Annotated in this window: 9 protein-coding genes; 2 read left to right on the top strand and 7 right to left on the bottom strand. The window is 74.2% G+C overall.

Annotated elements, in window-relative coordinates; genetic code table 11:
• Nucleotides 1-5: 5 nt before the first annotated feature.
• The 7 genes from fxsT to LNW72_RS26625 form a co-directional block, all read right to left on the bottom strand.
• Nucleotides 6-3,002, bottom strand: a complete 2,997-nt coding sequence (fxsT, locus tag LNW72_RS26655) for an FxSxx-COOH system tetratricopeptide repeat protein (protein WP_250977668.1) — start codon at nt 3,000-3,002, stop codon at nt 6-8.
• Between the two features lie 58 nt (nt 3,003-3,060).
• Entirely contained in the window at nt 3,061-4,503 is a 1,443-nt protein-coding gene (locus LNW72_RS26650) for an HEXXH motif-containing putative peptide modification protein (protein WP_250977667.1), read from the bottom strand.
• Nucleotides 4,500-5,600, bottom strand: coding sequence for an FxsB family cyclophane-forming radical SAM/SPASM peptide maturase (locus tag LNW72_RS26645; RefSeq protein ID WP_250980325.1), 1,101 nt, complete (start codon nt 5,598-5,600; stop codon nt 4,500-4,502). The genes LNW72_RS26650 and LNW72_RS26645 overlap by 4 nt, the downstream gene beginning before the upstream one ends.
• 256 nt (nt 5,601-5,856) lie before the next feature.
• Nucleotides 5,857-6,048 carry an FxSxx-COOH cyclophane-containing RiPP peptide gene (fxsA, locus tag LNW72_RS26640; protein WP_250977666.1) on the bottom strand — a complete coding sequence of 64 codons (192 nt, stop codon included), beginning with the start codon at nt 6,046-6,048 and terminating at the stop codon, nt 5,857-5,859.
• Nucleotides 6,049-6,147: 99 nt separating this feature from the next.
• A complete protein-coding gene (locus LNW72_RS26635; RefSeq protein WP_250977665.1) occupies nt 6,148-9,549 on the bottom strand; it encodes an SAV_2336 N-terminal domain-related protein in 3,402 nt (1,133 codons plus the stop codon).
• Nucleotides 9,550-9,553: 4 nt separating this feature from the next.
• Nucleotides 9,554-10,603, bottom strand: coding sequence for a MoxR family ATPase (locus tag LNW72_RS26630; protein WP_250977664.1), 1,050 nt, complete (start codon nt 10,601-10,603; stop codon nt 9,554-9,556).
• Nucleotides 10,604-10,703: 100 nt separating this feature from the next.
• Nucleotides 10,704-12,980 carry a trypsin-like peptidase domain-containing protein gene (locus tag LNW72_RS26625; RefSeq protein ID WP_250977663.1) on the bottom strand — a complete coding sequence of 759 codons (2,277 nt, stop codon included), beginning with the start codon at nt 12,978-12,980 and terminating at the stop codon, nt 10,704-10,706.
• A gap of 3 nt (nt 12,981-12,983) precedes the next feature.
• On the opposite strand from LNW72_RS26625, the gene LNW72_RS26620 reads away from it, so the two are divergent.
• Nucleotides 12,984-13,169 (top strand): DUF6104 family protein, encoded by a 186-nt coding sequence (locus tag LNW72_RS26620; protein ID WP_250977662.1) that lies wholly within the window; start codon nt 12,984-12,986, stop codon nt 13,167-13,169.
• 169 nt (nt 13,170-13,338) lie between these two features.
• On the top strand, nt 13,339-14,220 hold the full coding sequence (locus tag LNW72_RS26615) for a DUF4097 family beta strand repeat-containing protein (protein ID WP_250977661.1): 882 nt from the start codon (nt 13,339-13,341) through the stop codon (nt 14,218-14,220).
• The last annotated feature ends 1 nt before the right edge of the window (nt 14,221 follow it).

Here is a 14,221-nt window from a genome sequence, read left to right as displayed (position 1 = left end):
CGGTTCTAGGTGACCTGGGGCTCGAAGTCCCAGAACGGCCGGGTGCGGGACCGGGCCGAGACGGTGTGGACGTGCTGGGGACCGAGCGTCGCGGCCAGCGTCGCGATCGCCTCCTCCTCGACCTTCTCCGCCTCCTGGATCTTGCGCAGCGCCCGCAGGTCGGCGGCGAGCGCGATCCGGGCCGAGAGCGTCATCGGGTGGTCGCCGCCGAGGGTGGCCGCGGCACGGGCCGCGGTGTCGCGGCTGAGTTCGGCCGCCCCTTCGGGGTCTCCGGAGAAGTTGCGGGTGGCGGTGGCGTTGAGGGCGCAGCCCAGCGTCCAGGGATGGTCGGGGCCGACCACCTCGTTCATGCCCGTGAGCGTCTCCTCGATCAGCTCCTGGGCCTGCTGGCGCTCACCGGCCGCGCGCAGCACGAGCCCGTTGTTGGCGAGGCAGCCCAGTACGTACGGGTGGGCCGGCCCCAGGGTGGCGCCGTAGCGCCGGGCGACGCTCTCGCCGACGCTGCGGGCACGGTCCAGGTCGCCGTGTTCGCGTGCCACACAGGAGTAGCTGGAGGCGACCATCAGCGTCAGCGGGTCGCTCTCGCCCAGCACGCGCTCCACCCGTTCCAGCAGCCGCGCCAGCAGCGCCGGGGCGCGGCGTTCACCGGCCCGGTACTGGCCCATGACGAGGGTGTGCTCGGCCCGCAGGGTCTGCGGGTTGTCGGGGCCCATGACGTCCCGGTGGGTGCGGACGCTGCGCTCCTGCACCGAGACGGACTCGTCGTACCGTCCGAGCAGCCGCAGGTCCCACGCGTAGTTGATCTCGGAGAAGAGCGTCCAGGAGTGGCGTGGGCGCAGGGCGTCGCGGCGGATGTCGAGGGTCTGCCGGTCGAGTTCGAGCGCCTCCTGGTAGCGGCCGAGCAGCCGCACCGAGACGGCGAGGTTGTTGCGGGCGCTGAGGGTGCGCGAGTCGCGGTCCCCGACCAGCTCCAGATAGCCCTCCAGGACCAGCCGGGACACCTCGTGCGCCTCGTCGTACCGGGCGAGACCGCGCAGCGACGCGGCCAGGCCGGTGGCGGCGCGCAGCAGGTCGAGGTCCTGCTGGCCCCGCTCCTCCCGCAGATGGTCCACGGCGATCCGGCAGATCGCCTCGGCCTTGGCGTAACTGCCGGTGGCGTGCAGCAGGTTGGCGTAGTGCCGGGTGATGTCCCAGATGCGGGGGTGGAACTCACCGAGCAGTTCCTTCCAGGCGGCCAGCCCGCGTTCCGCGAGCTTGAGCCCGGAGGTGTACTCGCCCGACAGGTACATGTACCGCAGCGAGTTGAGCACCAGCTGCTGGATGTCCGGGTCGGTGCTCTCCAGCACCCCCGCCGCCTTCAGGTGCGGCGTGATCTCCGCGTACCGCGGCCACAGCCGGGTGTCGGTGGGGCGGCCCGGGTCCGCGGCGGCCAGCGCGCGGCGCACCACCACGGCGTACTCGCGCCGGTCGGCCTCGGGCATGCCGTCGCGCACGGTCTGGTGGACCATGCGGTGCATGTGCAGGATCTCGGAGCCGCCGCCCGGCTCGTCCGACCCCACGTCGTGCGACTCGCGGCGGACCACGGAGTACTGGACGAGCTTGGCGGTGGCGTCGTTCCAGCGCAGCGGGTCGTTCATCAGCCCGACGAGCTGCTCGGGGAGGTCACGGGCCGGCAGTTCGCGCAGCAGCCGGACCGGGATGGGACCCGGTGCGAAGAAGACGCACATCCGCAGCAGGTCGATGGAGGCGGGCTCGGTGTCACGGAGCTGGTTCAGCAGTATCGACCAGGCGGTCTGGAACGTCATCGGGAAGTCGGCGGCGACCTTCAGACCCGCTTCGCGGTTGTTCCCGGTGCTCAGCAGTCCGATGTACTCGTCGACGGACATGGTGGAGTCGCTGAGCCAGCCGGCGGTCTGGTCGAGCAGCAGCGGCAGGTCCTCCAGCGCCTCCGCCAGCCGGTCGGCGTCGGTCTCGTCGAGCCGGCCGGCGCGGCGGCGGACGAAGGCGACGCTCTCCTCGCGGGAGTAGACCGGGATCTCCATCAGGGCGGTGTTGTGTTCGCCCCAGGCCCGGTTCTGCGAGGTGATCAGGACGTGGCCGGGGCCGCTGGGCAGCAGGTCCGCGATGTCCCCGACCTGGTCGGCGCCGTCCAGGACGAGCAGCCAGCGGGAGTACGGGGTGCCGCGGCGCAGCGAGTCGAGGACGGCGCGCAGCCGCTCGCCGTACTCGGGCCCGGTGGTGAGGCCGAGCGCCGGGGCGAGTTCGGCCAGCCGCTGGCGCAGCGTGCCGCGCTGGTCGGCGGGGACCCACCAGACGGCGTCGTACTCGGAGCCGAAGCGGTAGACGTACTCGGCGGCGATCTGGGTCTTGCCGACGCCGGACATGCCGAGCAGCGTGACGACGGCGGCGCCCTGTTCGGCCTGCTGCAGCCGGTGGTAGACGCTGCCGAGCAGGTTCTCCCGTCCGGTGAACCGGATGTTGCGGCGCGGGACGCCGCCCCAGACCCGCGGCTGATCGGCGGGGAAGCGCGGGCCGGAGCGCCCCGGCTTCTCCTCCGGCGGAGCGGTGTCGGCGGTGCCGAGCCGGGCCAGCAGCCGGCGTTCGGCCTCGTGCGCGCCGATCCCCCACAGCGAGGAGGCGCTGAGTGCGGCGGTCGCGGTGGGGAGCGCGGCGTTGGTGACCGAGACCGCGGCGAAGCGGTCGGTGTTCGAGGCGACGACGGTGCGCAGCGCCTGGTTCCACTCCTCGTGGGTGCGCGGGCCCAGCTGGAAGTACCAGTCGCTGAGGATGACGAGGATGCGTCCCTCGGCGAGCATGAGGTCTTCCAGCGCCTGCTCGATGGAGGTGCCGGGCGGCGGGTCGAAGCGCTCGAAGGAGACCCGGTGCCCCTGCCGTTCGAGCCGGTCGCCGATCCACGCGGCCCAGGCCCGGTTGAATCCCGCGAAGCTGATGGTGACGGGCTGCCTTTCGGCCGTTGCCGCCGACTTCCGCACTACGGCCATGCGACCGTCTCCCTCGTGATGCGAACAAACGAACGGCCTCGACGGACCGTCAGATCCCTTAGCTGGGAACATACACCGGCGGTTCCCCTCCCGAGGTCTGCCTCCGCCACATCCTGCGGGCGGTCTCCACATAGGCGCTCGCACGGGCCAAGTGCCCCTCGGGCGGGGGATGATCCTTCAATCGGGTGAGCTGGCGGACCATCGCGTTGACGAACACCCTTCCCTCATGGGTGAGGCTCTGCGAGCCGGCCAGCGCGGGCATCGCGGCGCCGACCTGTTCGCGGCAGCGGGAGTGCTCGGCCCATGCCTTGTCGCGCTCCGCCGGGTCCTTGGCGCCCAGTGCGAACAGCTGCCAGTACTCGGCGAGCGCCAGGTGCGAGTACGCGCCCTGCAGCAGCCCGTCGAAGGGGCGCGGGTCGGGCCGCCAGGGTGCCCAGTAGCGCCGCTGGGCACCGGAGGTGTGCAGCAGGACGAGATCGGCGAGGGCGCCCAGCTTGGCGTGCTGCAGTTCGTGGACGAGCGTCGCGGCGAGATAGCCGGGGGTCCGCGGGGTGCTGCTGAGCACGGCGCCGAAGGCCTCGCGGCGGGTTCCACTGCAGTGCGAGACGCCGCTGCCGTGCGGCCCGGCGCCCGGCGGCGGGGCCAGCGGTACGAAGCACTCCAGCAGGGCCGCCACTTCGGCGGCGCGGGTCTCGCCGCCGAGGTGGATCACGGACATGGCGCCGGCCCAGGCGTCCTGCCACTGGTCGGACCCGGCGGCCGTCAGCCGGTCGTCGGCCCGCAGGCCGTGCCGTTCCAGACCGCTGTCCTCGGTCCGGAAGGGGTCGATCTCGTCGAGCAGCACCGGCCGCGGGCCGCCGGTGAGGACCCTCAGCGGGCACCAGCGCGGATCGCCGGACCGCCAGGATCCGTCGCGGTGCGGGCGGAGCACGGCGGGGGCGCCGTCCCGCACGATGACCGCCACCCGGCCGCCGGAGCCGCGCAGTTCGACCGGTTCGGGACCGGCGCCGCCGGGCGGCTCCGCGAAACGCAGCACGCCCAGCGTCGGCAGCACCACCAGGCCGTCGTGACCGATCGTCCTGAGGGTGAACGGCACGCGGGCGCGCGCCGCCGCCGCGGCGGCGAGGAGGCCGAAGTGCGACAGCTCGCGGTGGAGTTCCGGGCTCCGGTCCTGCCCGCCCTGCGCGACGCTGTCGAGCCGCCGCAGGCAGCGCCGGACCCAGGGGCCGACGAGGGGGTAGAACAGCACGCCGCGCGCCGCGTCCCGGTCCGCCCGGTCGGCGGCCTCCAGCAGCGCCCAGTGCCGCCGGAACGCCGCCGCACCCGGGCCGGGGCGCAGCGCGACCGCGTCGAACAGGGCGCGCAGCTGGAGCAGGCGCAGCCGCTGCTGGCCCGCCGTGAGAAGGGCGAACTCCGCGCGGCCGCCGTGGGTTCCGCCGAGTTCCCGGAGCACGGCGTCGGATACGCCGCCGGGCCCGCCGGAGAGGATCCCTGCGGTCATGCCGCGGCCGCCTCGGCGAGCCGGTCCGCGACATGGCGGATCAGCCGCTGCAGGTCCGCGCAGTACACCGACGGATGCCGGAACCCCTCGCCGGCGCGGTACCGGTGGGCGTAGTTGCCGCCGCCGCACACCTGGACCAGCGGGCAGCGGCGGCACTGTCCGGCCAGCGCGGCCAGTCCGCTCTGCCGGGCGGCGACACCCGGGTGCGCGAGGGCCTCGTCGAAGGAGTGGTGGAAGACGTCGAGCCCGGTGGCGGCGGCGCCCTCGTAGGCGGACTTGAGCGAGTCGACCTGTTCCATGCTGCCGTCGGTCTCCACCACGACGGCGTCGAACGGCCGCAGGCCCAGCGATTCGGTGGCCGCGGGGGCGCCGAGGAGCAGCGCGAGGCACTCCTCGAAGATCCGCACCCGGACCCGGCGGCGGTCGGCGCGCCACCACCGGTCGAAGACGGTGCACAGCCAGTCGCCGTACGGGGCCGGCCGCTCCGCGGGCGCGGGCAGGCCGGGCGGCGGCGCGCTCCAGTTGCCGTGCGGGAGGAGGAAGTCCAGGGCGGGCGGCGAGAAGTCGAGCAGCGACTCGTAGACCTCGGCGGGGTCGGAGGCGAGGTCGACGACGCAGAGCACCCCCGCGTAGCCGGCCCGGTGCCGGTCCTCGGCGAGCAGCCGCAGCCCGCGGGCGGCGGCCGGCCACGACGGGCGGCCCGCGTGGTCCACCCGCGCCAGGTTGTGGGCGGGCAGCCCGCCGTCGAGGCTCACCCCGACCCGGATCCGGTGCGCGGCCAGCGTCCGCAGCCGCTCGTCGTCGAGCAGCGTGCCGTTGGTCTGGACGGTGGCGTGCACGGCGCAGTCCGCGGGCACCGCGGCCCGCACCCGGTCGACGACGGCGCCCAGCGCTCCGGCCTCGGCGAGCAGGGGTTCGCCGCCGTGCAGGACGACGGCGATGTCGGTGAGCCCGTGCGCGGCGGCGTGTTCGGCGATCCGGGCGGCGGTGGCGTCGAGCACCGGGGCGGTGGGGGTGGCGGGACGGTGCCGCCAGCCGCTGTCCGGGCCCGCGTAGAGATAGCAGTAACGGCAGGCGAGGTTGCAGCGGCCGTTCATCTTGAGGATGAACTGGCGGAAGGGGACCGGGCGTGGACCGTCCGCCCCCGACGGTTCCGGCGGCTTCACCGGTCCTTCCGTGGCCTGCCTCACTGCGTGTCCCCTGTCCCCCGGTTCGTGGCGGAACCTTCCTTCTCCTGCGCCAACACAAACGCCGGCGTATCGGCATTGTCCGGATCGGTCGGCGATCCGACCGAAACCGGGCGGGGCACGGAGACGGCGCGGGACGGCCGCAGGCCGGAAGGCGCGGTCGAACTCAGAAGGCGCTGTTGAATCCCCAGAGGATCTCGGTGGGTTCACCGAGCCGGGTCCGCAGTCCCTCCAGTACTTCGGCCAGTACCGGATGGTCGGCCTCCCGCAGCGACTCCAGATCCAGCGTCAGCGGATCCGGCAGCTCCGCCGCGCCGTCCGGCAGGTCCGTACGCTCCGCGTTCTCTCCTTGACGCATCGTCACACCACCTTATTTTCCCCCGCAGTTGGGGGCCCATCTGGGATGCCCGCCCGCCGGGCGCCCAAAACCAGACGGGGCTGCCGGGCCGCCCCGCCGCTACCTTCCGCCGCCCATCCGGGCCAGCCGCTGCGCCGTCCACTCGGCGTCCCGGCCCCCGCCGTCCGGGAGTCTGCGCCACTCCTCCAGGGCCGCCCGGTACGCCTCCCGCGCGGCCCGCGGCCGTTGTGCCGCCTCGTACACCACACCGCGCCGGTGGTGCGCCTCGGCGGTCAGCCGCACCGCCGGGGACGGGTCGGCCAGCTGCTCCTCGGCCGCGCGGGCGGTCTCGGCCGCCCGGCGGAACGCGTCGGCGGCCTGGTCCAGCCGGTCGGGCCCGCCGATGTGCCGCACCTCGCCCAGCTCCAGCCAGGCGCGCGCCCGGACCAGCGGCGCGCCGCCGTTCCTGGCCGCGAGCCCGAAGATGTGCTCCGCCTCCCGGAGGTCGACCATGTCCTCCCGGGTCTGGTAGCGCAGCAGCAGCGCCCGCCCCAGCATCATCAGCCGTTCGGTGAGCCGGGGATGACCCGCCGGAGAGTGCATACGGCAGTCCCGCAGCACCCGGATGGCCCGGGAGACGAAGGCCGCACCGCCGTCCAGTTCGGCCCGCCGCAGCAGGACCCCGCCCCACTCCTGCATCAACTCGCCGTACTCGGGCCGGTCCCGCAGCATCAGCGGGGCCGCCTCCTCGAACCGGTCCGCCGCCTCGTCCAGATCCGGCGGCGGCCCGCCCGCCGCGTACCGGTGCACCCACATCCGGGCCGACCTGACCAGGACCTCGGCCCGGAGCGACTGCTCCCTGACGTCCTCCAGCGTCCGCGCCACCAGCGCGCCGGCCTGCTCGAGCCGGTCGCCCGTCAGCAGCAGCGCGTCGGTCAGCAGCAGCTGGGCCCTGACCCGCTCCTCCATCGGCCCCGGCCCGGCGGCCATGACGGCGCACGCGTACTCCAGGGACTCGGCGGCCTGCCCGGCGTAGACGCGGGCCCGTTCCAGGTCCTCGGCGGTCCCGGCCAGCATCAGCAGCGCCCGCCCGCGGGCCAGCGACAGCCCGGCCGGCTGCGGTTCGCTACCGCCGCCCCAGGGGCGCCCGTCGGAGAACGCCTCCAGCATGCCGATGGTCTCCTGCAGCGGCCCGGTGTCACCGCTGAGCCGCCACTGCTCCTCCAGCACCTCCGCGTGCTGCAGGGTGGTGCGCAGCGCCTCCTCGGGGTCCAGGTCGGTGGCCGCGCCGGCCGCCGTGAACTCCCGGTCGGCGCGCCGCAGCAGCTCCAGCGCGGCCTGCCGCTGGCCGAGCGCCCGCAGGTCGGAGGCGGCCGCGTGCAGCACCCGGGCCAGCACGGCGCGGGCCCGCACCACTCCGGGCGAGGCGACGGCGACCTCCGCGGCCTCCTGCGCCTCGCGCAGCAGACCGGCTCCGCCCTGCAGCCGCCACAGCCGCAGCAGGTTCTGCGCCAGCTCGCTCCAGAGCTCGGGATCGGCCGCGGTCGGCAGCCCGGCGGCCGCCGCCCGGCGGAGCAGCTGTACGGCGTCCAGCAGGCTCTGCACCATGCCGTCGGACTCGAAGCGCTCGACGAGCACCCTGGCCCGTTCCAGCGCCGCCTCCGAACGGGGAGCGCCGGCGCCGCCCTCGACGCCGATCTGCTCGGTCACGTCCGTCAGCGGGATGAAGCGTTCCAGCACCTTCGCCGCCACCTGGGCGAAGGGCTGCGCGGCCCGCCGGGCCGAGTCCTCCGCACCGCCGTCCAGCGCCGGCATCCGTCCCGGCACGGCTCCGCCACCGCGGCCGTCCGCCAGCTGGGCGATGGCCAGCGCCGGGAAGTTGGGGCCGCCGAGCCCGAAGCGCTGCTCGACGTACTCGGAGCAGTGCTTGAGCACCAGCAGCGCCTCGTCCCGCCCCAACGGACCCAGCAGGACGTCCTGGACGCCCTCGGCGAACGCGTACCACTGCGCCGGCGGCCGTGCCAGGGGCACCTCGCCGATCACGGTGCCGTACGCGGGGGTGTCCAGCACCGTCCCGTACGGGGGCGTCTCCGTCCCGGGACCTGCGGAGCCGCCCGAGCCGGACCGGGTGAGCAGCCCGCTGAGCAGCACCTCGGAGAGTTCCGCGGGTCCGGAGTCGGGCAGCATCGTGCGCTGCACCAGCTGCATCACCGGCAGATAGAGCGGGGCCGCGGCCACGTACACCGCGAGCTGCGCCGCGCCCGGGGAGGCGGCGGACCGGAACCGGGCGACGAGCTCGGCCGGGGCCAGCGGTCTGCGCGGCCGGGACGGCGGCGCGGCCGGCTGGTCGGCCCGCACCCAGCCCACCGCGGCCGGCACCGGACCCGTACCGGTGCCCGACAGCAGCCGCGCCCACGCGCCCAGCGCGGCGGCGGTCGGCGGCAGCACCGGGACCGGGATCATGCCGGGACGCTCCAGCGCGCCCTCCCCCTCGAAGTGCAGCGTCGCCGACTGGCCAGGGCCCTGGCCGCGCATCAGCAGCCCGTACGAGGTCGGCAGCCGGGTACGGGACCACAGCCGCTGCGGCAGCGGCTGCAGCACGGCGACGGGCGCGTGCCGGGACAGCCGGTGCAGCAGCCGGTGCGCCTCGCCGCTGCGCCACAGCGGGCCGGCGCAGTCGCTGACGAGGACCGTCACCTGACGTCCCGTCGGGTCGTTCAGCTGGTCCGCGGAGCGCAGCCCGGCGGCGCCGGGTTCGAAGCGGCGGCTCACCGCGGCGCCGCCGTCCGGGGTCTGGTGCAGGTACTGCACATGGACGTCGCGGAAGGCGCCCAACTGCCCGAAGACCTGCTGGAACTCGCCGAGCATGCGTTCCCACACGTACATCGACGACGAGGCGTCCATCAGCAGCTGCAGCGAGGCGTCGCCCCGCGAGATGCTGCGGAAGACCGGCATCAGCAGACCGCCGGCCCGCGCGCTGCGCTCCGCCGTCGCCGACTCGTCCAGCTCGCTGCGGATCGGCGGTGCGGCGCTGTGGTAGCGCTGCAACGGACGCAGGGCCCGCTGCAGTTCCAGCAGCCCCGGCAGTGCGGGCGCCTCGGGCACACCGATGGAGATGGCGCCGCCCGGCAGCGGCGAGCCCCGTCCGCCGCCGGCCGTGCGGTCCCGCTCCCCCGGATACAGCGCGATGCTGCCCCCGGGCAGGCCGCCGCCGGGATGGCCGGATCCCGCCCCCGGACCGTCGTCGCGGTCCGCCGCGTCGGCCGCCGGGTCCGCCGCCCGGTCCGCGGTGTCCCCGCCGGCCGTCCCGGACGCCCGGTCCGCCGGGCGCGGGCCGTCGGCCCACTCGCCGGGCTCCGCGCCGGCCCCGGCGGGCTGCGACCAGCGCGCCAGCCAGACGGCGTCGGCCAGTTCACCCAGGTCCGGATCGAGTCCCGCCCCGCGCAGCCGCTCGATGATCTCCGCGAGCGGATCACGGCGCGGCCCCGGCGAAGGTGGCGGGGAGGGGGGAGGCGCTGTCACACCCTCACCTCGGCCGGTCGAGTCGCTGGATGAGCATGTCGGCGAGCCGGTCGCGGGACGGCGGCGCGGCGTGGTGCGTGAGGTAGATCGCGTTCAACAGCTGGTCCGCGGCGAGGAGTTCGCTGCGCGAGCGCTCCAGGAAGCGGGTGATCAGATCGTCGCCGATCCGGGCCGCCTCGGTCCCCAGATGCGCCCGGACCACGGTGGCCAGCCGCTTGTGGTCGGGCTGCCCCAGTTCGAGATGGATGCAGCGCCGCAGCAGCGGCGCCGGGAAGTCACGCTCGCCGTTGCTGGTGAGCACGACGAAGGGGAAGGCCCGGCAGCCGACCCGGCCGTCCTCGACCGTCACCTTCGTGCTGTCGTCGGTGAGCACCTCGACCCGCGGTTCGCGCTCCGCGAGCCGTTCGAGTTCGGGGATGGCGAACTCGCCCTCCTCCAGCACGTTCAGCAGGTCATTGGGAAGGTCGATATCGCTCTTGTCCAGTTCGTCCACGAGCAGCACGCGGGGCCGCGCCGTCGGCAGCAGCGCCGTGCCCAGCGGACCGAGCCGGATGTAGCTGCCGATGCCGCCGGGCGTCTGGGACCGGCCGCTCGCCGCGATCTGGGTGTCCTGGAGCCGCGCGATGGCGTCGTAGCGGTAGAGGCCGTCCTGCAGCGTGGTGCGGCTGACGATGGGCCAGCGCAGCACCCGGCCGAGGCCGAGCTCGTACGCGACGGCGTGCGCCAGCGTGCTCTTGCCGGTGCCGGGACTGCCGGTGACCAGCAGCGGACGGCGCAGGTACAGCGCGGCGTTGACGATCTCCAGCTCTTCGGGACTCGGCCGGTGCAGCTGCGCCATGTGCCGGTACGCGCCGAGCCGGCGGGTCGAGGCGCTGTCCGTGCCGGGGCCGGGCTCGACGAGGGGGCCGCCGTCGAAATCCCGCCACGGCGGCGGATCGGGCAGCGCGCTGATCCCGTCGTGCGGCTCGCCGGCACCCCGGTAGATCAGCCACTCGTTCTCTTCGTTGCCGTCGGTCCCGGCAGTCCCGTCGGGCCTCGCGTTGATGTCAGGCACTACATGCTCCTCGTCGCTCGTACGTCGATGGCAGGAGCGCAGACCACGTGTCGACCGTCCCACGGAGTGGGGGCGGAACATAAGGGGTGTGTTCGGCCGGTCATGGCGTCTCCAGCGGCTGATCGGTGCCGGGCAGCGGGCGGGTGGGGTCGTCGTACAGCAGGATCAGTCCCTTGGAGATGTAGGCCTCGGGCTCACGGCGGGCGAGATCGGCACGCAGCTTACGCACCGCCTCCGGCAGCCGGTCCGCCTGCGCGGCGGCGGCCACCGCGTGTTCCACCCCCCGGTGGAAATCGGTGCACACCAGGTCCCGTTCGGTCCGTTCGCGGCGCCAGAGGACCACTCCGTACCCGGCGTTGGTGACCCGGCGCAGGTTCGCGGGGCCGTCCTCGGCGTCCGAGGCCCGGCACAGCGCGGGCACCGAGTACAGGCCCCGGGAGCGCAGTTCGTCGTCCGAGGGCACCGGCGCCGGCTCCCCGGCGTCGCAGTCCAGCACCACCGGCTCCATCGGCCCGGCCTGCACCCGCTTCCAGCGGGCCCGCCGCAGCGCCGCGTCCTCGCCGACCTCGTCCGGGTCGTACTCCGGGTCGGCCCGGCGCACCACGACCGGGCGCTGCTCCCCCAGCGTCGTCCCGTCCGCCGGCATCCGCCAGGTCTCCACCGGCAGTTCGAGCAGCGCTCTGACCACCGCCACCTGAAGGACCGCCCGGCGGTCCGGCTCGTCGCAGCGGCGGAACGCCTCGGCGAGCGGGGCGCTCAGCCGCACCGGCAGCTCGCCGAGGCGGGTGCCTTCGGCGCCCTCGGCCACCGGCCGGACGTCGCCCGCCGCGTCCACGATGGCGATCCGCCAGTCGTAGCTGTCCCGTTCCCAGCCACGGCGGTCGATCTCCAGCAGCACCGAGGGGTGCGAGACCGCCTCACGGGCGGGCGGACCGCCGGCGCCCGGGACCCGCACACCGGACGGGCCGGGGTCCGTCCTGCGGTCGTTGACCCGGGCGAGCCATTCGCGGCCCAGCTCGTTGCGGAAGCCGCGTGACAGGTCCCGTTCGCTCGCGGCGACGGCCGCCGCCCAGTTCCACAGCCGGCGCTCGGCGCCGTGCGCCGCCTCGTACGGGCGCTCCGCCGTCGCCGCGTGCACGCAGTAGCGCAGCACCGTTTCCAACTCGCTTTGCCCGCGCCGCAGTTCGTAGAGCAGCCCGAGCCCGTCGCGCCAGCCGCGCGGCGCCAGCGGCAGGTTCTCGCAGGGCTGGCCGCGCAGGTCGTTGACGGTCGCCAGCAGGCTCAACGTGCTGACCGGCGGCGGGAGTTCGGCGAGCAGCCCGAGCAGCTCGGTGCGCATCCCGGGCGAGAGGGCGCGCCCGGGGGTGGCGCCCATCAGGTTGTGGGCGTCGGTCCAGGTCGTGACGTTGGTGTCGGCGCGCCGGTGGCGGTCGGCGTGATGCCGGTCGTGGGCGTGCACCACCCGCTGGAAGAGGTCGTCGGACTCGGCGGCGACCGGCCGCCGCGGCAGTGGCAGCCCGCGCAACTGCACGACGGATATGGCCAGTCCGCCGTCCTGCCCGCCGCGCCGGGCCTTGAGCACACCGATCACCTCGCCGCGCGCGAGGTCGACGACCGGGCCGCCGGAGGCGCCCGACGGGATCTCGTCCTCGTTGCCGAGGCGGAGCTTGCCGTCCCTGCCCAGCTCGCCGCGGATGGTGCACCGGCCGCTGACGTCCTCGACCTCGCCGTCCACCTCCATGCAGCCGAAGAAGGCGACTTCCTTGCGGGTGAAGACCTTCGAGGTGCGCTCGGTGAGCCAGACGCAGGCGTGCGGCACCGGTTCCAGCAGCCGGATCAGCGCCAGGTCGGGGGCCGGCCATAACCCCGGTCCGGGATTCGCCGTCGGTTCGGCCCATTCGACGCGGCCGCGGACCGTGCGTCCGTCGAAGGTGATGCCGACCTCGCGCCCACCGTCAGCCACCGCGCCTCCCTCGCCCCGGAGCGCCACATGGGCGCAGGTGAGCACCCAGTTGGGGGCGACGAAGAAGCCGCTGCCCCATGGGCGGACGGCGACGTCCCCGGCGGACGGACCGCCGGACCCGTCCGGGGCATACCCGGACGGAGGGGCATGAACACGTACGGTGGCGGCTCTCACCAGGGGCGCCAGGGTCTCGAAGGGATCCGAGTCCTCGTCCTGTGCGTCCTGTGCGCCCCCATACCCCCTGTCACGCCGCGCCACCCCCCGTTCGGCCAGCAGTAACGAAAGGCTAGCGGCCTGCGAGGACCCGCGCGAGGGAGTGTCGGAATGCTGCCTATCCTTGCCTGGAATGTCCCACCGTCCCCGTGTCGCGGTGTCCGTGCGCACCGGTGACCCCTGCTTGGAGCTATGGAGCATCCCGTGTACTTCACCGATCGCGGTATCGAGGAGCTGGAGAGCCGGCGCGGCGAGGAGGAGGTCACTTTCGAGTGGCTCGCCTCCCGGCTGCGGGAGTTCGTCGACCTCAATCCCGACTTCGAGATCCCCGTGGAGCGGCTGGCCACCTGGCTGGCCCGGCTGGACGACGAGGACGACGAGGACGAGTGACGGCCCGCGCGGGCGCCGCACCGGCGCCCGCCGACGCCGCTCGGGAACGACTCGCGTGAGGCTCAAGACCGCGGAACAGGCCGCTTGACTTCTCCAGTACGCGATATATCGTGTCTACCAAGAGACGCGATATGTTGCGTTGCCTGACGTACCACCGAGGAGGGTCGACATGAGCGGCACGTCGGAATGGACCGTGACGGAACCACAGAAGCTCGTCTTCGACGCGCATGTCGACACGGTGCGCGTGCGCATCGTCGGCGGCGCGGTGAACGTCGTCGGCGTCGAGGAGGGCCCGGCCCGGCTGGAGGTCAGCGAGCTCGACGGACCGCCGCTGCTGGTCAGCCTGAAGGGCGGCGTCCTCACCGTCGGCTACGACGACCTGCCCTGGAAGGGCTTCCTGAAGTGGCTCGGCGGCAAGGGCTGGGAGCGGCACGCGGTCGTCTCGCTCGCCGTGCCGCAGCGCACCCGCGTCGAGGTCGGCGTGGTCGGCGCCAGCGCGGTGATCTCCGGCATCTCCGAAGCCACCCAGGTACGCGGGGTCAACGGGGACGTCACCCTGGTCGGCGTGGCCGGCGCGGTCAGCGCCAACACCATCTCGGGCAACGTCGAGGCCCAGGCGGTCTCCGGCGACCTGCACATCAACACCGTCTCCGGCGACCTGACCGTCGTCGAGGGCAGCGGCGCCCGCATCAAGGCCGACTCCGTCAGCGGCAACATGGTGCTCGACCTGGCCCCCGTCGAGACGCCCCCGGGCGCCGACGTCCGGCTGAACACCGTCTCCGGCGAGATCGCCATCCGCATCCCGGACCCCGCGAACGCCGAGGTCGACGCCAACACCGCCAGCGGCGCCGTGTCCTGCGCCTTCGAGGACCTGCGGGTCACCGGCCAGTGGGGCGCCAAGCGCATCACCGGACGGGTCGGCACCGGCGGCGCCCATCTGAAGGCCACCACCGTCTCCGGCGCCATCGCCCTGCTGCGCCGCCCACCGGTCGACGACGAGCCGGCCGGTGCGTCGACCGACGGGACCCCCTCGCTCCGGAAGGACATCTGAC

This window comes from Streptomyces sp. RKAG293 (assembly GCF_023701745.1).
GTDB lineage: Bacteria > Actinomycetota > Actinomycetes > Streptomycetales > Streptomycetaceae > Actinacidiphila.
This window is presented reverse-complemented; position numbering and strand designations above follow the sequence as displayed.